The organism is Desulfosporosinus acidiphilus SJ4 (assembly GCF_000255115.2).
Lineage (GTDB): Bacteria > Bacillota > Desulfitobacteriia > Desulfitobacteriales > Desulfitobacteriaceae > Desulfosporosinus > Desulfosporosinus acidiphilus.
On the sequence record NC_018068.1, the window covers coordinates 2,335,517 to 2,357,409 of the forward strand.

Consider the following 21,893-nt stretch of genomic DNA (forward strand, 5'->3'; position numbering starts at 1 on the left):
AGATTGTTATTACTCTTTGCGTGAATAACCGTAAGAGCCGAGTTTTTGTCCTATTTCGCGGTATTCACTAAGACCGTAGGCATAGGGATTGATCTTATTAAGATCTGGTCGTTGGTTTGAGTCTAAAACTTCTTCATTAAAATGAACTGCTAAAACTTCGGAGATAAAGACATCATGGCTTCCCAGGAAAATGGTATCTTTCACTTTACATTCGATATTAACTGGGCACTCGGAAATCATGGGTGCCTTTACAAAGCTAGCAGGAATTGGAGTTAATTTTGTTTCCCGGAATTTATCAGTAGTTCGCCCGGAAACGATCCCACAATAATCTACAATTTTAACTTGTGAGACTGAAGGAATATTGATAACATATTCACCGGATTCTTTAATCATTTTGTGGGAGTGTCTTTGCGGATTGACACTTATGTAGACTATGGGGGGTACTGAGTTGAGTACACCGGTCCAGGCAATGGTAATAATATTTGGGCTATATCCTTCTAATTGAGAGGATACAAGAATTGTAGGAATAGGAAAAAGAGAGGTTGAAGGATTTTTCATTATCTTGCTCATGTTAGTACTCCTTTTACACCTATTTTGAACATTAAGGTTTTTTGGATATTCATCCTAATTATATAATATTTATATAAATCTTCAAAAAGACATCTCTAGGTGTAATAATCTGCGCTTTATAACGGGATCTTTAAAAGCTGTTCCCTACAGCTAAAGTCATTAAAATCTTTTGACCTTCTGGAAAGGATTAATTTTAATATATTATATGTTATAATTAAACGTATGTTTTAGGTTAATAGTAAATAATTGACTCAGTATTGGTTAGATTTGGTAAGTTAAATGAAATTTGTTGAGCGAATTAATTTTTTGTTGTAAATTCATGCTCACAATCTGTTAATTAACAGATATGTTTAATGGAGAAAAAATTATAACATTTAAGGAGGATGGGCTTGAGAATACTCGTCATAAATCCGGGGTCGACCTCAACAAAAGTTGCGGCCTATGAAAACGAACGATGTCTTTGGAAAACGGGAATTGATCATTCGTCTCAGGAAATAAAACGCTTTGCCCGGGTTGGAGATCAATATGAATATCGGATTGCCGCAGTCTTAGAAACACTCGCTTTAAAAGATGATTCCCTTGATACATTTAACGCTATAGCCGGACGCGGCGGTTTACTGAATCCTTTGATCGGTGGTACTTATCTTGTAGATGACAATCTTGTTCATATTTTGCAGAATGCTCCAGGAGGAGAACATGCTTCGAATCTGGGAGGGATCATTGCTTACCATCTTGGTCAGAGGGTAAAAGTTCCTGCTTTTATCGTCGATCCTGTTGCTGTAGATGAGATGGAGCCGCTTGCGCGTCTTTCAGGTTTGCCGGAATTGCCGCGCTTAAGTCAATCTCATGCCTTGAATATGAAGGCCGTGGCTCGTAAGGTCGCGCATAAAATGGGCAAAAATTATCAGGATGTCAATTTGATTGTGGCTCATTTAGGTGGAGGAATTTCAGTAGCCCCTCATTACAAAGGCCGAATGATTGATGTTAACAACGGCAATAATGAGGGACCTTTTTCAGTGGAAAGGTGTGGTACATTACCTGCCTATCAGCTTGTAAAGCTTTGTTTTTCCGGCAAATATAGGGAGGGTGAAATTCTGACTAAAATTCTCAAAGAAGGCGGCATGTTTGCCTATCTTAACACCAAAGATGCTCGCTTAGTTGAAAAAAGGATAAACGAAGGTGATTCCCAGGCTAAGTTAGTTTTGGAAGCACTTTGTTATCAAGTTGCTAAGGAGATCGGAGCCATGGCAACAGTATTGTCAGGTAACGTGGATCGAATCGTTTTAACCGGCGGATTAGCTTATTCTAATTTCATTACTCAGGAAATTACTCGCCGGGTATCTTTTATTGCTTCTGTTGAGGTGGTTCCGGGGGAAGAGGAAATGGAAGCTTTGGCTTTGGGAGCACTTAGAGTTTTACAAGGTGAAGAGCAGGCGCTGGTTTATCAGGGATAAACCTTTGGACTGAAGATGGGGTGATACAAAATGCGGTATTCTGGGTTTGAGTCCCTGCTGGAGAAGGCTAAGAGCATGGGGCGGGCGAAAGTTGCAGTTGCTGCTGCTGCAGATTTAGAAGTTTTAGAAGCAATTAAACTTGCCGAAAGTGAGGGGCTTATTACGCCAGTTCTCATCGGAGATGAGGATGTAATTAAGCAATTGGCATCAAAAATAGAATTAAATTTAGAAAAAACCAACTTGATCCATGAACCAGATCCTATTCAAGCAGCCCATAAGGCAGTGGATGCGGTGGTTGACGGACAAGCAGATTTCCTAATGAAAGGACTCATTAATAGTTCCGATTTTCTGCGTGCTGTTTTACGGTCGGAACGAGGATTGAGAACCGGTCGCTTGCTAAGTCATTTGGCAGCTTTTCAAGTACCTGGTTATACCCGACTTCTTTTTGTTACGGATGGAGGAATGAATATTGCTCCGGATTTGGGACAAAAGAAAGAGATTTTAGAGAACAGTTTATTATATCTAAAGGGTATCGGCATGGATTTAGTGAATGTCATTGTTTTGGCCGCCAATGAAATGGTAAACTCTAAGATGCCCGCAACTATAGATGCTAAAGCTTTAGAAGATATGAATCGAAAAGGAGAATTTACGAATGCTGTCGTAGAGGGGCCTCTAGCCCTGGATGGAGCAGTTAGCGCTGTTGCCTTAAAGCATAAGGGAATTTCCAGTCAGATTAATGGAAATGTTGACCTATTCCTGGTTCCTTCCATTGAGGTTGGTAATGTACTGGGAAAGTCTTTAGTCTATTTTGGTGGTGCAACCATGGCTGGTATTATTCTCGGTGCCCAAGTACCTATTGTCTTGACATCGCGAAATGATACACCAAGAAGTAAATTAATGGCCCTGACTATGGCTGCTTTAAGTCGAAGAGGGGAACTATCATAATCACACCTTGCGAAAGGGAAAAAACTGTGATGGATTTAAGCTGCTTAGCAGCTTAATCATAAGATCATGGCTTTGATCCTTGGATAAAAAGTTTTTAAAAAGAAAGCCTTCCTAATACAAATTTTAGAAGAAATTAGGATGCTTTCTTTTTATGTAAAAGAACGACCTAAAAAGGTAAATTTGGTTAATAATAGGCTTGAATATGAATGGAAAAATCAGGATAGCTAAACTCATCTGCTGGAGGGAGTATAAATAGCCTAAAATGGTCATTTTATTATTGTTTATACGTGGGTTAATGAGAAAGGAGTCGTTGAAAATGACCGAGGCTAAATTACCAAAACCAGCTTTTCCTCCCCAACATCAAGAACAGCAACCCGGTCTTGAAACGTTAATGAATCCATTACCTCTGGCTGAAGATCCGGCATATAAAGGAAGTAATAAATTAAACGGAAAAATAGCTATTATTACAGGTGGAGACAGCGGTATCGGACGTGCCGTCTCTATTGCTTATGCTAAGGAAGGAGCCGATATTGTTGTTGTTTATTTCAATGAACATGAAGATGCGAATACAACTAAAATCCGAGTTGAAGAATTAGGAAAACGCTGCTTGTTGCTCGCCGGTGACGTTGGAGTTGAATCTTTCTGTCAAGGGGTTATAAATTCTACACTTCAGACATTTGGCAAAATAGATATTTTGGTTAATAATGCCGGGGAACAACATCCTCGAAACAGTTTGCTTGACATTACAAGCAGTCAGTTGGAGCGTACATTTCGCACGAATATATTTGGATGCTTTTTTTTAAGCAAGGCAGCGTTGCCTCATCTTAAGCCTGGAAGTACTATTATCAATACGGCTTCAATAACGGCTTATGAGGGACACGATCAGCTTATTGATTATTCTGCCAGTAAAGGTGCCGTCGTTTCTTTTACACGTTCACTTTCGGAGTCACTGTGTAAATTGGGAATTCGAGTTAATGGCATTGCTCCGGGTCCGATCTGGACTCCCTTAATCCCATCGACATTTCAAGCGGATCAAGTTTCGACCTTTGGTAGTACGGCCCCGATGCAGCGAGCAGGTCAACCGAAAGAATTAGCTCCGGCTTATGTTTTTTTAGCATCTGAGGATTCTTCTTATATTTCCGGACAGATTTTGCATATCAATGGTGGGACAATAATTAACTCATAAAACACTAAACACGTAATTTCAAAATATCAAAATACGTAAATTTTTAAGTTAAATCCCCGGATCGTAAAATACAGACCTTCGATCTTAAAATCACTGTATCACTGTATCTCTAAAGTTCAAAGTCCAAAGTCCAAAGTCCTTAAATCGGTTATTAACTTCTAAGATTCCAATAGGATATAAAAAATAAAAAATAAAATAGATAAGAGAAATATTTATATAGAAATTATTGCTTAATTTCTATACAAATTGTAGATAACTTAAATCCGAAATGAGATTATCTTATAGTTATTAGAACTGGAGAATTCTCATTTACGGATTCTTTTTCTGAAGGGGTCTTATCTTTATTGTTGTGATTAGTATCACATAACGAAAGACAACTTATCTGCTAAGATAATACTAGGTAAGGATATTTTAATACTATCAAAGAAATGAGGGGTCCCATGTTTTCAAAACTAAAAGCGGCAATTTCCTGGAGACATGGTGTTCAATTGTTATTTGCAATTATGGTGGGTTATATTGGAATTGACTTTTTACTGTTTATTAATCAGCTCACAAATCAGTCAACAACATTTATAAGCCGCCCGCCCGGAGTCGAAGCTTTTTTGCCATTGAGTGCTCTCGTTGGGCTAAGGGCATGGTTGGCAACAGGAATATTTGACTCAGTTCATCCTGCTGGTTTAGTAATTTTTCTGCTCATAGTGTTGACATCTCTCTTGTTTAAAAGAACCTTTTGTTCTTGGATCTGCCCAATAGGAACTCTTTCAGAGGGTCTTGGTAAGATCGGGAGAACGATATTCGGACGCAATTTCCAACTACCTGGTTGGTTGGATTATATTTTAAGGTCTTTGAAATATCTGCTTTTGCTCTTATTTTTGGTTGCGATTTTTTGGGGAATGAGTGGAACCGATGCCGTTTCCTTCGTGCAGTCGCCTTATAATAGAATGTCTGATGTAATGATGCTGGAATTTATGGAACACTTATCAGTCACTGGCATATCAGTCATTGGAATATTGGCTTTACTGACAATTGTATTCGAGAACTTTTGGTGCCGATATCTTTGTCCTTACGGAGCTCTGTTAGGGTTGTTCAGTTTTTTAAGTCCTTTCAAAATTACACGTAATCAAGAAACCTGTATCCAATGCGGAAAATGTACTAAAAGTTGTCCGAATCGAATTACAGTAGACCTGCAGACTCGTGTTTTTTCACCCGAATGTACAGGCTGCTTAAATTGTGTTCAGCAGTGTCCGGTTCAAAATACACTAAGATTTAAGGTTGCGAGAGGTAAGAAAATACTCTCACTCCCTTATCTTACCTTAGTTATTCTTAGTCTTTGGTTTTTAGTAATTGTCTTTGCCAAAGCCACAGGCCATTGGGGATCAAACATGACTCTAGAAACCTATAAACAATTGTTATTAATGATTTAGACGTTCTATAATATAAATCAGGAGTATATAGATGTAGTGGGAAATGGGGAAGGTATGCTCACAGTCATGTCAGTGGCTGATGAGCATTATTTTTAATTTATTTCTCTTTAAAAAACCATTTGGAAGAGATTTAAGGATGGATCTTTTAGGGTAATCTCTATATAATTTAACAGAAGGAATTAATTTTCTAATAAATTCCTGAATATAATCTTTATATAATTAAGCTCAGCAAAAAAAAGAACAACAGAATTGATTGAATGTTATCTCTAGACTGAAAATTAAGCTTAATTTCTTGTCCAAGAAGAGGTATAATAAACTATACAGCAACAAATGACAGAAATATCGAGGAAAGGGAGAGGAACTAGGAGATGGAAAACAAGTTCAAAGAATCGCTTCTCGACAAAAATACATTATCGGTAACATGGGAGTTAGTCCCAGGTAGAGGCGCAAATGAAAAAGCTCAGGAAGTGGCCATTACCTCCGCGGAACAAGCCGCAAAAGGGGGGAGAGTACATGCTCTGACTATTACGGATAATCCGGGGGGCAATCCAGCTATCCTTGCCGATAATTTAGGAATGGAGATCTTAAATCTAGGTATAGAACCTCTTGTACACTTTACCTGTAAGGACAAGAATCGCAACCAAATGGAAAGTCAACTATATGCTTTAGACAGAGCCAACGTCCGTAATCTTCTGGTGATGACGGGCGACTATCCGGTTTCTGGCTTTCAAGGACGACCCAAGCCTGTTTTTGATCTTGATCCGATAAATACACTACAATTAATTTCGGAAATGAATAAGGGTTTAGAAATTCAAGGTATGAAAGGTCCAATTTTTCAAAAGCCGAGTGATTTTTTTGCGGGCGCGGCGGTTTCTCCCTTTAAAGCTGCAGAAGCTGAACAAATGGTGCAATATTATAAAATGAAAAAGAAAATTGCCGGAGGAGCCCAGTTCTTAGTTTGCCAGCTTGGTTATGATGCTCGCAAGTTCCACGAAGTATTACAATTCTTGAAAGTAAATAATTATGATATTCCTGTTGTGGGTAATATTTATATATTACCTTTTGGTGCGGCTCGAATTATGAATCAAAACCAATTGCCGGGATGTGTAGTTACCGATAAATTATTGGCGGAACTGGATGCAGAGAAAGGTGCCCCAGATAAAGGTGTTGGAGCACGTATGCTGAGAGCCGCTAAAATGTATGCCATTATGAAAGGTATGGGCTTTGCGGGAGTGCATATCGGCGGCCATAATATTAAATACGAACAAGTTGAATATATCATTGATCAAGGGGAGGACCTCAGTAAAAATTGGCAGGATTATATTCGCGAATTTGATTACCCGCAGCCAAATGGTTTCTATTACTTCGAAAAAGATGAAAAAACGGGTTTAAATACTGATCGTCCAGCAAATCGTGCTAACTTGCCTCTGGATGCACCCGTTAATTTGGGGTATTCCATGATGCGCAATATGCATGCGCTGATGTTTACGCCGAATAAGAAATTGTTCCCTGTAATGCGAAGTTTTTATCATGCTGCCGAGGGCAAGAAGAAGAGAGAGAAACGTTTACATGCTCTGGAGCATATTGCCAAAGTTGTCATGTTGGACTGCAAAGACTGCGGGGACTGCGCCATGTTGGATATAGCCTATTTATGTCCTATGTCCCAGTGTCCCAAAAATCAGCGCAATGGCGCCTGCGGAGGAAGTTTCAACGGCTGGTGTGAAGTCTATCCTAATGAGAAAAAATGCATTTGGGTAAGAGCTTATGCCCGACTTAAGAAGTATGGAGAAGAAGCTAATATTGATGTTCCCCCAGTTCCGCCCGCAAACTGGGATCTATATCAGACATCATCTTGGTCGAATTTCTATCTGGGTAAAGATCACTCGGCTCCTATTTTAGGTATAAAGCGCCCGGAAAGCAAGGTTCCTCAGACGAAGAAATAGGAATAGCACTGCTTAGGGAGGACATTTTATGGCAACAGGAATCATAAAAAGTGGTATTTGTGGATTTACCATAACAGTTAAAGCGCTGAGCGAGGATCGTCAAAATGTAATGTTAGAGATATCCAGTGATTGCCCTAACTATCAAAAAATTGCTCAAGAACTGACTGAAGTTGATGCATTTAAAGAAATGTTTAATAAGCTTCACACTGGGAGAGTCTATGAAGTGTTTGCCAAATATAGCCCTCATCCCAGTTGTCCAGGGTTATCAGGGATACTTAAAACGATAGAGGTAGCCGCTGGTTTGGCCCTGGAGCAAAATGCCAGTATCAGTATCACTAAAGAATAAGAACTAAGTACCCCGTGTTGTTTATTATGCACGGGGTATTTTTACCACTCTACAATTCATTGCGCATAAAACGCCTACAGTATCAATTGGGAGTGTCCCTGAAGCCGCTGATGAGATCAGAGGATTTTTACTGAAATTAATCGCTTAAGTATTTACCCAAAAATAAGAAGTAAGGATTATACCGCAGATGAAGCGTATAATCCTTACTTCTTGCTTATAAACTGGTTAGTTAATTCATGGATAAGTCTAAAAACAGATCTCAGTTAGTTTAGAGCATGAATAACATTTGAGAATAGGTCGGCATCGGCCAGACTTCAGCATCAATCATTGTTTCAAGAAGATCTCCGTCTTGACGCAATGCATTCATAGCTTTGAAAACAACGTCGCGGTAGAAAGAAGCTTGTTCATAAGCGTCTTCAGTCTTGTCTGCGGCTTCTTGAGTGAATTTCTCAAGTTCACTCAATTTTGCCTGGAAGGATGCCAGTGTTGAGGAAATATTATTAAGCAGAGATTCCTGAACCGAAACATTGGCAGCTGCGGAAGCTGATTTAATGGCATTGATAGAGTTTGCCAATTGTGTGGTGTACTTGATTCCGGCAGGCATAATCTGATGCTTAGCCATGTCAATCATGGTGAGTGCTTCGATATTGATCTGTTTGATATATTGTTCCATATTAATTTCGAAGCGCGATTCGATTTCGGTTTTATTGAGGACTTTGTGTTTTTCATACAAGTCAATCGTCTCTTGACGCTTGAGGACGAGTGAGGCATCAACGGTGGAAGTAATGTTGGGCAATCCACGGCGCGTTGCTTCTTCAACCCACTCGTCGGAATAACCGTTGCCGTCAAATAGAATTCGCTTATGGTTAGTAGCTGTCTCGCGGAGAATTTTATTGAGTTCGTCATTAAAGTCAGCAGCTTTTTCAAGACGATCAGCAAATTGAGAGAGAACTTCAGCCACGATCAAATTAAGAACAACATTTGGACCGGATACTGATTGTGAAGAGGCCACCATACGGAACTCAAATTTGTTTCCGGTAAAGGCGAAAGGTGAAGTCCGATTGCGATCGGTTGAATCTTTACGGAAAGAAGGAAGTGTCTCGACACCGCTTAACAATTTATCTCCTTGAAGAGAACGTTTGAGACCGCCATTTTGAAGTTGAGTAAAGATATCGGTGAGTTGATCCCCTAAGAAGATTGAAATAATAGCAGGGGGAGCTTCGTTGGCGCCCAAACGATGGTCATTGCCTGGAGTCGCTGCAGACAATCTCAGAAGTTCGGCATAATCATCAACGGCTTTAATGACTGCTGAAACGAAGGTAAGAAACTGGTAATTTTCATGAGGATTTGTGCCAGGATCCAGTAGATTGAGTCCTTCATTGGTAGACATAGACCAGTTGTTATGTTTTCCTGAACCATTCACTCCGGCAAAGGGTTTCTCATGAAGTAAGCAGACTAAGTCTTGTTTAAGAGCAATTTTTTTCATAGTATCCATAATGAGTTGATTATGGTCGGTGGCAATGTTCGTGGTGGTGAAAAGCGGGGCAATTTCAAATTGTCCGGGGGCAACTTCGTTATGTTGGGTTTTAGCAAGAACACCCAATTTCCAAAGTTCCACATTGACTTCACGCATGAAGGCGGCGACTCGTGTTTTGAGACTTCCAAAGTAATGATCTTCAAGCTCTTGTCCTTTTGGAGGCATGGCTCCGAATAAAGTACGACCGGTTAAGAGGAGATCAAGTCGTTTATCAAAAAACTTTTTATCCACAAGGAAATACTCCTGCTCCGCACCAACCGTACTGGTGACTGAGGTAGAAGAGGTATTGCCGAAAAGTTTTAACATACGTACCGCTTGTTTAGAAAGTGCTTGCATGGAGCGCAACAGAGGTGTTTTTTTGTCAAGAGCTTCACCGGTATAAGAGCAAAAGGCAGTAGGAATGCATAGAGTAGGTGCTCCGCCGTCTTCTTTAAGAAAGGCCGGTGAGGTGCAATCCCAAGCTGTATATCCTCTGGCCTCAAAGGTTGCCCGAATTCCGCCGCTCGGAAAGGAGGAAGCGTCAGGTTCGCCCTGTATAAGTTCTTTTCCGGAAAACTCCATAACGACACGTCCGTCATTCGTTGGAGAAATGAACGAATCATGCTTTTCAGCAGTAATGCCGGTCAAAGGCTGAAACCAATGGGTAAAATGGGTAGCGCCTTTCTCAATGGCCCAATCTTTCATTGCATTAGCAACAACATCAGCGATACCAGGATCCAGAGGAAGTCCTTCTTGAATGGTTTTGCGCAAGGATTTATAAACGGGCTTCGGTAAACGTGCTTTCATAACCGCATCATTAAAAACGTTTTCCCCAAAAATATCCATAGTTGTCTCTTTCCCCTTCCTAAACTATCAAAATTTCCTCAGATAAACAAAAAGACTCCCCCCTAAAGATTATTTTTCGAATCTTTAAGAAGAGCGTCATTGCTCCATCCAATATATACTTAATTTATCACGTTACTAAGCATCTGACAAGAGAGAAATAGAAATAATACAGTATTCGCAAAACCGTCCAAAAATATTCACAACCCAAAAATGACTATTTAAATTTAAAGAAAGGAAATTTCTAAAAGTTACTATTTTAAGTAGGAATTTGGATTCTGACATAGAATATTCCTAATAATTAAAAAATACTTTATATTCTTTCAGGATGGTGAAATCATGGGGCATAAGGTTAGAGTGGGTATTGTTGGTATGGGGCAGGGAGGAACTACCATTTACAAAACTCTGCGTGGTATTGAACAAATTGAAATTATAACCGTATGTGATTTGCGAAACACGCCAGGAATGGAAATGGCGAAAAGTGATGGTATCCTGACCTGTCTTACCTTGGATGAGGTGTTAACTATTGAGGCTTTGGATGTTATCATTGAAACAACCGGGGTACCTAATGTCCAAGCGCAGTTACAACTCGTTCCTAAAACCGCAGCAACAATCATCGATTCTCAAGCAGCTAACCTTATGATGCTAATTATTGAGGATAAAGAGAAATTAGCGGATATCCGCCGTTATAGGGGAGAACTGGACGCAATCTTAAATTCTGTCCAGGAAGCCATAGAAGTGGCAAGCATTGACGGCAGGATTAAATATGTGAATCCTTCATTCAGTCGCGTTACTTCAATACCTGCAGGTCAAAGAATAGGAAAGAATATATTTGAAGAGTCGCCTAATGGAGCATTAGCCCGTTCGTTACGAACCCATGAACCTGTGTTTGCTCATCGCGCCTTAGTTGGGGGTACGGACGTCGAGGTGATATCTAACTCAGCACCCATCGTGGTTGATGGGAAAATGGAAGGTGCAGTTGTCGTCTTCCAGCCACTGACAGATATCTACAAATTAATGGAACAAGTGAGAACTTCAAATCAAGTAATTAATGATTTACAAACGCGAATTAACCAGATTTCTACGAGTTCTTATACCTTCGATGACTTGATCGGCAGCCATCCGGAATTTGAAAATGCCTTGAATTTTGCGCGCCAAGCAGCTAAAAGCAACTCAACAATTTTAATCACCGGTGAATCCGGAACTGGGAAAGAGTTATTTGCTCATGCTATTCATGGTGCTAGTTTACGCTGGGATAAACCATTTATAAAGGTAAATTGTGCTGCTATACCGGAAACGCTTTTGGAAAGTGAATTTTTCGGACATGAAAAGGGAGCTTTCACCGGGGCATTGAAAACAAAACTGGGAAAGATGGAGCTTGCCAATGGCGGAACTATTTTTTTAGATGAAATCGGTGATATGAACCCATACCTGCAGGCGAAACTTTTGCGTGTTTTGCAGGAAATGGAGTTTGAACGAGTTGGGGGAACTCAAACCATTAAAGTTGATGTTCGAGTGATTGCTGCTACGAATCGAAACTTGTTGGAAATGGTTAAGTACGGAGAGTTTCGCGAAGATTTGTATTATAGGCTTAATGTTTTAGAACTGCGTCTTCCCCCCCTGCGAAAACATAAAGAGGATATTCCGGCTTATGTGCAATCTCTCATCGTTAAATTTAACCGGAAGTTTGGAAAACATGTGACGGGATTAACTTCCCAAGCGGAAGAAATGCTCATGAACTATCATTGGCCGGGTAATATCAGAGAAATCCAAAATGTTCTCGAACGGGCGATGGTCTCAGTAGAAGATGAAATTATCACTCATAAACATATCCTTAATCTCATTAATCCTCAAAGTATTTTGGAAAAAGAAACAAGAGATGAAGACATTATTCCGATCGAAGAACTGGAAAAACAAATGATTTCGAAAGCATTAAAACGATATGGGAATACTGTTGAGGGGAAAAAGGAAGCAGCAAACGCGCTGAGAATATCCTTAGCAACGCTCTATAATAAACTTAAAGTAATGTCATAGATTGTTATGCGTGTAATCTTGATACTGTAATACAGCTCTAATAACTAGAAACATTATTTGTAAATTATAGAAAGTTTAATTACACTCATTACAAAAGGAGAAGTTTTTTATCGAGATGGCGGGAAGATACCACATTCGCCAAAGGCTCAGCGCCAGTCAAGTTTTCTTTACACCGTACTTCACTGTTAGTTATAATAGGTGAGGTACGGTGTTATTTTGCGCGTTAATACTTCTGACTTTGCGAGAGGGGCTGGGTGAATGGCTGCAACCTTTGCTGTGGTAGATGATGATCTGGCATCTCAACGTATGCTGGCGGATATTTTAAACACAAGAGGGGATGTGATCGCTGAATTCTCGTCGGGGCAAGAGGCCTTGAAATATTTTGAGAGTGGTCATCGAGTCGATGTGTGTTTTATTGATCTGCTGATGCCTGATATCTCGGGGATTGAAGTTGTCGAAAACGTCCTATCTTTGTACCCTGGGACATTGTTTGTCATGATATCCCAAGTCGAGGCTAAGACATTATTGGCAAAAGCCTATACGGTGGGCGTCGAATTTTTTATTCATAAGCCGATCAATCGTAAAGAAATATTAGCCATTGCGGATCGAGTATTAGAAAAGCAGCGCTTAAAATCTGCGCTTAATTTAATTGAAAAATCTTTAGCAGAAATTCATAATCCCAAACCTTTAAAGGTTAAGAAGACTGATGAGGCAATGATTAAAAAGAGGTTCCAACTTGTATTTGCCGATTTAGGGATTCTCGGTGAAACCGGCAGTCGGGAGTTACAAGCGATTGTCCTGCGCTTTAGGGATAGTGAAGAGGAGTTGCTTAATTTGCCTTTGCGATCCGTCTATCAAGCTATTGCCGGCAGCGAAGAAGAAATACAAAGTATCGAACAAAGGATTCGACGGGTCATAAAACAAGCTCTGGGTAATATTGCCTTGCGTGGCTCAGAAGATTTTTATGACGAGTGTTTTGAACGATACGCCTCAAAATACTTTGATTATGCCGAAGTTCGGGATCGTGTCTTGGAATTACGACAAAAGCGAACAAGCTCGGCAAGAATAAATATTCGTAAATTTATTATAGCTTTATATATGGATGTGCTTCATGATATCTAAGTTCTTTGCTTTCTCTAGAAGTTGTTTTGTCAGTTTCTGTAGGATTCTGTAGTCCTTATTGTATATTGTTATCAGAAACTTTCGCCAAATTATTAATTATTAAAGGAGGATTCTGATGACGGAACGCAAGAAAATTGGCTTGGCAACTAAGATCATTATCGGTTTGGCCCTGGGTATTCTTTATGGTTATTTCTTCCGCAATTATTCCGGATGGCTCAAACCAGTGGGAGACATGTTTATCCGCTCGATTAAAATGATCGTCGTACCTATTGTCTTTTCCACGATTGTCATTGGCATTGCCGGGGTCGGCGACCTGAAAAAGGTGGGAAAACTAGGGGGAAAAACTCTCATTTATTTTGAAATTATTACGACTATTGCTATTTTACTTGGAGTTACCGTAGCAAATCTCACAAAACCGGGAATTGGCATTAATTTGAGCAGAATAACGAAGGTTGATATCAGTGCTTATACCGGTACAGCGACTCATCACACGGCAACGGACTTATTTGTAAACCTCATTCCGACAAATATAGTCGATTCATTAGCTCGTGCTGATTTACTGCAAGTTATCTTCTTTGCTGTGCTTTTCGGTGTAGCGTTAGCAGGGATTGGGGAAGTTGGCAAACCAGTTCTTCATTTCTTCCAAGGTGTTGCCGAAACCATGTTTAAGCTGACGAATATCATTATGTCTGCCGCTCCTTACGGGGTTTTCGCTTTAATGGGCTTCACAGTGTCTCAGTTCGGATTGGCTGTTCTTCTTCCTTTAGGAAAATTGGTGGGAATTCTCTATCTAACGATGATCTTTTTTGTAGTTGTTGTTTTTGGGCTTGTGGCTAAGCTGGCAGGTATTAATTTATTTACCTTGCTAAAAAACCTCAGTGCAGAAATGTTGATTGCTTTCTCTACCGACAGCTCCGAATCAGTCTTTCCAAGAATTCTGAAAAAGATGGAGCAATTTGGGGTTCCTAAATCAATTGTTTCCTTCGTTGTTCCGACAGGCTATACGTTTAATTTAGATGGCAGTGCACTTTATCAGGGATTAGCCGTACCTTTTATCGCCCAAATGTATGGAATTCATTTGACCTTCGTGCATACATTAACCATAATCGCTGTCCTTATGATAACTTCCAAGGGGATGGCCGGCGTTCCCGGTGTATCCTTTGTCGTTCTAGCATCCACATTAGCGTCTACCGGGCTCCCTGTTGAAGGTTTAGCTTTAATTGCGGGTGTTGACAGAATTATGGACATGGGTCGTACAGTCGTCAATGTTATAGGTGTTTCCCTTGCTTCGGTAGTCATGGCAAAACTCGAAGGAGTTTTTGATAAATCAAGAGCTACGTATCCCTTGCAGCCTCTGCCGGAGGATTTGGAAAGTAATCTCGGAGATCTTGATCACCTTAGCCAAGAATCTGGGATGGCTGAATCCTTTGCCAAGTAATGTTTGATTATGTTACATTATAGATAGAAATAATGCTCATGATAAATTATTGATTTTCTTTGAGGATGTAGACTGGATTTCCGGCTGCATCCTCTTGCTTCTGGAGGGTGTAAACATTGAATTTGGAGAAATGGGTGGACTGGTTAACCGGCTTGCAGAAGAAAATGCCTTTTGATACGCTGCGGGTTGCTCTCATTGCAGGAACATATATCTTAGGTGAAATAGGCTTCTTTCCCTTCGGATCTTCATTTCGCCTTGGCTTAGGCAGTGTTTTTTATGTTCTTTGCCTTTATTCGTTTCCTAGACTCGCCACTCTTGCTAACGGTTGCTTGACTGGTTTTGTTGTTGTACTCGTGAGAGTCATCGTTGATCGACTTATTTCTCCTCATCCAATACCTTGGCAAAATCTGCTTTTAGATTATGCTCCGGCTTTACTCTACTATCTGGCTCTGACAGCAGGAATCCTGCTTTCTAAAGTAAAGTATCAGAAAAATAATACCATCCGGACAAGTCTTTATTACATGGTGTTTGATTTTATCGCCAATCTCTTAGAACTTACCTTTATGGCTAATATTCACACGACTTGGCATAGTGTTTATGTTTTACTCTTGGGTGCAGGAGTGAAAGGACTATTTTTCCTGGCCTTTATAGCAACTACAGAGTTATTTAGGCAGAGAATTTTGCGGGAGAAAGAAAGGGAAAAGTTCCAAGGGCAGCTTTTGATGGGTGCAACTCTTTATTCAGAAGGTTTTTTTCTGAAGAAAATTATGAAAGAAATAGAAGAGGCAACGGAAAAAAGTTTTCATCTTTATCAAGACTTTCTACCGGAGACTGTTGGGTCAGGACAGAAGAATGAGCTCTTAAAATTAGCGGAGAAAATCCATGAAATTAAGAAGGATACTCAGCGAGTTTTCAGCAGTCTGGCAGCATTAATTGAACCCAATGATTACACTAAAATTGATCTGGAAGAGGCCATGGCCCTGGTCATCGAAAGTCAGCAGCGATACGCTCTCGCTCATCATAAGGAGGTGCAATGGTTATATCCTTCAAGTTCAAGCCATTATTTTGTAGAAAATTTCTTACCAATATTAGTGGTGGTCAATAATATTTTGGCAAATGCTATAGATGCCATTGGCCTAGAAGGGAAAATTGCTGTGATTTGGCATGTTCGTAGCCAAACACTATACTTGCATCTCGGTAATACTGGGAGTCCGATTTCTCCGGACGATCGGAATTTAATCTTTTTGCCGGGATTTACGACGAAGTATTCGGATACAGGTACCGCTTCGACGGGGATAGGCCTTACTCATGTCCATCATGTTTTAACAGAAGCCATGGGAAATGTCCATATAAGTCAAACCAGGGGCAGAGTAATTTGGACTTGGTTTCATGTTCAGCTTCCATTGCGTTATGCACATAAATAGTAATGATATTTGTTAACTGCATCACTTATGTATATAATATGTTAAATAGATTGACAAGGTCGTTTATTATAACGACCTTTGTTAGTATGTAAAGGAGTCCAAGATGTGATTGAAATTGGAAAATACTGCAGGTTGAAAATTAACAATTTTACTTCGTTTGGTGCATATCTGGATGCCGAAACAGGGATAAGGCATGATAACATCCTTCTTCCGCTTAAACAGGTTCCTGAAGGCGCTAAAGAGGGCGATGTCCTGGAAGTTTTTATTTATAGGGATTCTGAAGATCGCTTAATTGCCACGCGTCGAAAACCCTTGGCCCAATTAGAAGACCTAGCTTATCTCAAAGTCAGTGCCAAAACTAAGATTGGCGCTTTTCTCGATATAGGTCTTGAACGAGGGTTGTTTTTACCGTTTCAAGAGCAGAAATATCCTATCCAAATAGATAAACATTATTTAGTCAAGGTGTACTTAGATAAAAGTAACAGAATGTGTGCAACATCTGATATCTATGAATTTTTATCCTCGGATTCTCCATATCAGAAAAATGAAAAAGTAATAGGGACTGTTTATAAAGTTAACTTTCCAACCGGTATTTTTGTTGCCGTAGATAATAAATATTATGGCTTGATACCAAGCTCTGAGTGTTATACAGAAGTACACGAGGGCGATCAGGTTGAAGCTCGCGTGATTAGAGTTCGTGAGGATGGAAAATTGGATCTGTCTCTGCGAGAACCTTCTTATCTTCAAATGGATAAGGATGGAATGAAAATTTTAGAAGGAATTCGTCAAGGAAATGGTTTCTTACATTTGAATGATAAAAGCAGCCCTCTGGAAATAGAGAGCCGGCTGCAAATGAGTAAAGCGGCATTTAAGAGGGCAGTCGGCAGATTGCTTAAAGAGAATAAGATTTTGAAATTTGAGGATGGTTTAGGCGAGAATCCACGTGCGTCCCAGCCAGTGAACACCAACAATACTGACACCTAAACTTACTAAGTAACTGTCGTCAGCTCCAGCGAGACAATCACGGGCATAAAACATTCTGACTTCTCAAAGAAGGGAACGTTATGAAAATAATAGTCGATGCAGACGCTTGTCCTAAGGCCGTCTTGGATATTTGCCATAAACTTGCCCGAGGATATTCACTGTTGGTTTGGACTGTTGCAAGCTTTAATCATAATATTAAATCAGACTTTCACGTAGTGGTAGGCAATGCTTCGCAAGAAGCAGATATACGTCTGATGAATCTTGCCCAGGTTGGTGATGTCGCTGTAACTCAAGATTGGGGTTTAGCAGCCATGCTATTGGGTAAAGGGGTTCGCTGTTTAAATCCTGCAGGTAAAGAATTCAGTAATGACACGATCGATTTTATGCTGGAAGAGCGTGAAGTTAAGGCAAAGTTTCGCAGGAGCGGGGGGAGAACAAAAGGACCTAAAAAACGCAAGCCGGAAGATGATCAGTCCTTTGAGCATAGTTTAGAGAGAATAATTCAAGAACAACAAACTTAAGCTGGTTATTATATACAGCATAAAAACTTAATAATCATTGAAATATTATTATGAAGATATTGGCGATAAGAATGAGATTGGATAACCCAATGCAAATTAAATACTCTTAATTGACTTTGCACTTTTGTCAAATTTTAATTAAACTATGTGAAGGGAGGCTAAATATTAAGTCTTCCTTGATTACTTAATTATTTTAATTGGAGGTTCAAGAAGTGAGCACGGCAGTAGAAACAAAAGAATTTCAAACTGAAATTCGGCAGTTATTAGACATTGTTATTCATTCTCTTTATACAGAGCGTGAGATCTTTTTACGGGAATTGATTTCTAATTCTTCTGATGCTATGGAAAAACTTCGTTATACCCAATTAACCGGGCAAGAGGTCTACGATAGGGACTTGCCATTAGAAATTCATATTGACACCTCTGAGGAAGACCACACGGTTACAATCACTGATGCCGGTGTGGGTTTAACCCGCGCTGAACTCGTTGAAAACTTAGGGACGATTGCTCATTCCGGTTCGAAAGAGTTTATACAGCACTTAAGCGCAAAAGGGGATCAAAAAGATCTTAATCTTATTGGCCAATTTGGCGTCGGATTTTATTCAGCGTTTATGGTTGCAGAGCGGGTTACTATCTATACGCGAACCTATTTGCCCGAAGGTGAAAGTCTAATTTGGGAATCTGACGGAACAGGCAGTTATACCATAAAGCCGGGGGATCAAAACCAGCGTGGTACAAAGATGGTGCTTCATTTGAAAGAGGATGCCTATGATTTTGCCAAGGCTGAAACGATACAACGTATCATCAAGCAATATTCTAGTTTTGTCCCTTATCCGGTGACTGTCAATGGACAAAAAGTAAATACAGTAGATGCACTATGGACAAAAAATAAGAATGAAATTACGGATGAGCAGTACAATGAGTTTTATAAGTTCATTGCGAATGCTCATGATGAGCCGCTCTATCGGCTGCATTTTTCTTCGGATGCTCCATTGAATATTAATACGCTGCTTTTCGTGCCGAAAGAAAACTTTGAACAATTCGGATTCGGCCGAATGGACCCGGGAGTTAATTTGTATTGCAAAAAAGTCTTAATTCAAGAAAAATCGACCTCCATTTTACCGGATTGGCTGCGTTTCCTAAGAGGTGTTATCGACAGTGAAGAACTTCCCTTGAATATTTCCAGGGAAACTATGCAAGACAGCGCTTTGGTTGGAAAACTCAACAAAGTAGTAACGAGTCGCTTCCTTAAATTCCTGGAAGGGCAAATTACCTCCGATCCGGAAAGCTATAAAACATTTTGGGATAAATTTAACCTGTTTCTCAAGGAAGGTGCTGCGAATGACTTCACTCACCGCAATGACCTTCTTAAGCTTCTGCAATTTGAATCATCTAATACTCAGGCAGGTGAATTAATTACTCTCAGTCAGTATGTATCTCGGATGAAGGACGATCAAACGGCTATTTATTATGTCAACGGACCTTCTCGGGAGACCATTGAAACTGGACCCTATCTGGAAATCTTCAGAGACAAAGGCTTAGAAGTCATCTATACCTATGCCGCTATTGATGATTATATCTTTGGTTCGATAGGGGAGTTTGAAGGTAAACGTTTAGTTTCAGCAGATGAAGCAAATCTGGACCTTATAGACAAAGAACCAAAAGCTCGTAGTGAAGAGGCATTATCCGAAGAGCAGGTAGCTTCGCTCACCGGATGGCTTAAAGAAGTATTAGGCTCAAAAGTTACAGATGTGCGGGAATCTAAACGTCTTGTTGACAGCCCTGCAGTGGTAATAAGCCCTTATGGGACTAATAGCATGCAAAGAATGATGCAGCTTATGAATAAAGATTTTGATAGTGTCGGTCCCAGTGTATTAGAAATTAATGCAGCACATCCAATGATCAAACAATTGGATGCGGCTCGAATAAGTGATGATCCATTTGGCAAAATCGCGGCAGAACAGATTTTTGAAAATGCTCAGATCGCTGCGGGTTTAATTTTAGATCCTCGGGGCATGGTCAACAGACTCAATGAAATACTTGCACGGGCATTAGGAAAGTGAACTTGTTCAGATAAAGTTCACCCTTGAGGTTTCGCTTCGGTGGGGTAGTTATAAACTCCACCGAAGAAATTATAACAGCCCTCGTAATTGATACAAGGACGGGAAAACAACGACCTTTCACATCCTTGATATAAAATATATTTATCAATGAGCGCTTTGTTAACTTGAATTATTATAGGGATAAAGAAATAATTCCTTGTGTTATGCCTTGGTTAGACTAATATTGCTATGTAATTATCAAATAGTGCAATTAGGAATAAGAATTTTACAAGCTAGTTAAAAATCCTTAAACTTAAAAGTGATAATAAGAACAAACACAATCCGAATAGTTGAAACTCTCCAAATATTTAATGGTGTAATCGCCATTCACCCCTCGAAATTACTTGGAGAATCAATCTAATCTTAAAAATAGTCAACGGGGGAAGGTCGGTGTTGGATGGAGAACATGACGCCATTCGGCATCGACTGAATTGTCTTGACTAAATAACTGACAAGGAGTGATCATCATGGACTCAACGTTTAAAGAACTTCTCGAGAAAAAAAGATCCGAACTTGTCTCAAAATGGTTTGATGAAATATTGAGTACCTATCCCCAAGACCCATCAGGTATGCTGAAAAACAAAAAGGACAGATTTGAAAATCCGGTAGGATACGCGCTATCTAATGGGATCAAAGAACTTTATCAGGCTCTGTTGGAAGATGAAAGTCTAGAAAAGTGCAAGACTGTTTTAGACAACATGATACGAGTAAGAGCTGTACAGGAATTTTCCCCTTCAAAAGCAGTAAGCTTTATTTTTATGCTTAAAAAGGTAATCAGAGAAGAACTTGAAAAGGTAATCAGGCAGGAGCAGATCTATCCGGAATTTTTAAAATTCGAATCTAAAGTTGATGATCTGGCTCTCTTAGCCTTTGATATATATTCAGGTTGCAGGGAACAACTCAACCAGATCAAAACGGATGAACTCAAGCGTATGACATTTACACTACTCAAAAAGGCGAATTTGATGCACGAGATCCCGATCGAAGAATTTGAGCACAAAGAACTAAAATTTAATTTGTAAAGGAAGGAGGTCGTAGAGTGAAAGCCTTGTATTCTTTCCTCGCAGTCATCGTTCTTATCCTAGTTGCCATTATCGGTGGCAGTATCACAAATTTACATTTCGTTTTTGGTATCATTATACCCTATTTGGCTTTTGTTTTGTTTGTAGGCGGATTCATCTATCGCGTCGTTAAATGGGGGCGTTCACCAGTACCATTCCGCATTCCAACAACTTGTGGTCAACAAAAGTCCTTACCTTGGATCAAACAGGCTAAGATCGAAAATCCAACATCAACCCTTGGCGTAGTCGTAAGAATGGCTTCAGAAGTACTCTTGTTTCGTTCGTTATTCCGAAACACAAAGACCGAATTGAGGGAAGGGGAGAATGGGCCGGAACTGGCTTATGGCTCAGCAAAGTGGCTTTGGTTAGGGAGTTTGGTGTTCCACTGGTCATTCCTGATTATTATCATAAGGCATCTTAGATTCTTTTTAGCACCTATTCCTGTTGCTCTGCAGATGGTTGACAGCGTTGATGGTATGCTGCAAATCGGTTTACCGCAAATTTATATTACCGATTTATTATTTATCCTTGCAATAACGTTCCTTTTCTTAAGAAGAGTTTGCATTCCCAAAGTTAAATACATTTCCTTACCTGCAGATTATTTTCCGCTTTTTTTAATTTTCAGTATTGCCGTTTCAGGTATTCTCATGCGCTATTTCTATAAAGTTGATATTATTTCGGTGAAGGAATTAGCTTTGAGTATCGCAACACTACATCCAGTACTGCCTGCAGGAATAGGTGCTATCTTCTATGTGCATTTATTCTTAATATGTTGTCTCTTTATTTATTTCCCAACCAGCAAATTAATGCACATGGGCGGTATTTTCATGAGTCCGACTCGAAATATGATCAGTAATAACCGTATGGTACGACATATCAATCCTTGGAATCCCACCGTAGAGGTTCATAGCTATGCTGAGTACGAAGATGAATTCAGAGAGAAAATGAAAAAAGTCGGTATACCGGTGGAAAAGGAGTGA

17 protein-coding genes are annotated in these 21,893 nt (G+C 39.8%); 15 read left to right on the top strand and 2 right to left on the bottom strand.

Annotated features, from left to right (window positions below):
- Positions 1 to 9: 9 nt before the first annotated feature.
- On the bottom strand, positions 10 to 570 hold the full coding sequence (locus DESACI_RS10770; protein WP_014827223.1) for a flavin reductase family protein: 561 nt from the start codon (positions 568 to 570) through the stop codon (positions 10 to 12).
- 389 nt (positions 571 to 959) lie between these two features.
- On the opposite strand from DESACI_RS10770, the gene buk reads away from it, so the two are divergent.
- From buk to DESACI_RS10800, 6 genes are all read left to right on the top strand, one after another.
- Entirely contained in the window at positions 960 to 2,024 is a 1,065-nt protein-coding gene (gene buk / locus DESACI_RS10775) for a butyrate kinase (protein WP_014827224.1), read from the top strand.
- A 30-nt stretch (positions 2,025 to 2,054) separates the two neighbouring features.
- Complete coding sequence (locus DESACI_RS10780; RefSeq protein WP_041276053.1) at positions 2,055 to 2,969, top strand: bifunctional enoyl-CoA hydratase/phosphate acetyltransferase; 915 nt, start codon at positions 2,055 to 2,057, stop codon at positions 2,967 to 2,969.
- Between the two features lie 316 nt (positions 2,970 to 3,285).
- Entirely contained in the window at positions 3,286 to 4,155 is an 870-nt protein-coding gene (locus DESACI_RS10785; protein ID WP_014827226.1) for an SDR family oxidoreductase, read from the top strand.
- Between the two features lie 440 nt (positions 4,156 to 4,595).
- Positions 4,596 to 5,579: a 4Fe-4S binding protein gene (locus DESACI_RS10790; protein WP_014827227.1), complete on the top strand. Its 984-nt coding sequence runs from the start codon at positions 4,596 to 4,598 to the stop codon at positions 5,577 to 5,579.
- 368 nt (positions 5,580 to 5,947) lie between these two features.
- Positions 5,948 to 7,522: a methylenetetrahydrofolate reductase C-terminal domain-containing protein gene (locus tag DESACI_RS10795; protein ID WP_014827228.1), complete on the top strand. Its 1,575-nt coding sequence runs from the start codon at positions 5,948 to 5,950 to the stop codon at positions 7,520 to 7,522.
- A 28-nt stretch (positions 7,523 to 7,550) separates the two neighbouring features.
- Positions 7,551 to 7,868 (top strand): DUF6951 family protein, encoded by a 318-nt coding sequence (locus tag DESACI_RS10800; RefSeq protein WP_014827229.1) that lies wholly within the window; start codon positions 7,551 to 7,553, stop codon positions 7,866 to 7,868.
- Between the two features lie 268 nt (positions 7,869 to 8,136).
- Here DESACI_RS10800 and DESACI_RS10805 read toward each other — a convergent pair whose 3' ends face one another.
- Entirely contained in the window at positions 8,137 to 10,230 is a 2,094-nt protein-coding gene (locus DESACI_RS10805) for a glutamine synthetase III family protein (RefSeq protein ID WP_014827230.1), read from the bottom strand.
- Between the two features lie 336 nt (positions 10,231 to 10,566).
- Between DESACI_RS10805 and DESACI_RS10810 the strand changes: the two genes are divergently transcribed.
- The 9 genes from DESACI_RS10810 to dsrM all read left to right on the top strand — a co-directional run bounded on the left by DESACI_RS10810 (position 10,567) and on the right by dsrM (position 21,893).
- Positions 10,567 to 12,261, top strand: a complete 1,695-nt coding sequence (locus DESACI_RS10810) for a sigma 54-interacting transcriptional regulator (protein ID WP_014827231.1) — start codon at positions 10,567 to 10,569, stop codon at positions 12,259 to 12,261.
- Positions 12,262 to 12,519: 258 nt separating this feature from the next.
- Positions 12,520 to 13,383 carry a response regulator gene (locus DESACI_RS10815; protein WP_014827232.1) on the top strand — a complete coding sequence of 288 codons (864 nt, stop codon included), beginning with the start codon at positions 12,520 to 12,522 and terminating at the stop codon, positions 13,381 to 13,383.
- Between the two features lie 115 nt (positions 13,384 to 13,498).
- Positions 13,499 to 14,821 carry a dicarboxylate/amino acid:cation symporter gene (locus tag DESACI_RS10820; RefSeq protein ID WP_014827233.1) on the top strand — a complete coding sequence of 441 codons (1,323 nt, stop codon included), beginning with the start codon at positions 13,499 to 13,501 and terminating at the stop codon, positions 14,819 to 14,821.
- Between the two features lie 116 nt (positions 14,822 to 14,937).
- Positions 14,938 to 16,245 (top strand): ATP-binding protein, encoded by a 1,308-nt coding sequence (locus tag DESACI_RS10825; RefSeq protein WP_041276054.1) that lies wholly within the window; start codon positions 14,938 to 14,940, stop codon positions 16,243 to 16,245.
- A gap of 105 nt (positions 16,246 to 16,350) precedes the next feature.
- A complete protein-coding gene (locus DESACI_RS10830) occupies positions 16,351 to 17,229 on the top strand; it encodes a CvfB family protein (RefSeq protein ID WP_014827235.1) in 879 nt (292 codons plus the stop codon).
- 80 nt (positions 17,230 to 17,309) lie between these two features.
- Positions 17,310 to 17,750, top strand: coding sequence for a YaiI/YqxD family protein (locus DESACI_RS10835; protein WP_014827236.1), 441 nt, complete (start codon positions 17,310 to 17,312; stop codon positions 17,748 to 17,750).
- A 212-nt stretch (positions 17,751 to 17,962) separates the two neighbouring features.
- Positions 17,963 to 19,813, top strand: coding sequence for a molecular chaperone HtpG (htpG, locus tag DESACI_RS10840; protein ID WP_014827237.1), 1,851 nt, complete (start codon positions 17,963 to 17,965; stop codon positions 19,811 to 19,813).
- A 506-nt stretch (positions 19,814 to 20,319) separates the two neighbouring features.
- Positions 20,320 to 20,874 carry an RsbRD N-terminal domain-containing protein gene (locus DESACI_RS10845; RefSeq protein WP_014827238.1) on the top strand — a complete coding sequence of 185 codons (555 nt, stop codon included), beginning with the start codon at positions 20,320 to 20,322 and terminating at the stop codon, positions 20,872 to 20,874.
- Positions 20,875 to 20,891: 17 nt separating this feature from the next.
- Positions 20,892 to 21,893, top strand: coding sequence for a sulfate reduction electron transfer complex DsrMKJOP subunit DsrM (gene dsrM / locus DESACI_RS10850; protein WP_014827239.1), 1,002 nt, complete (start codon positions 20,892 to 20,894; stop codon positions 21,891 to 21,893).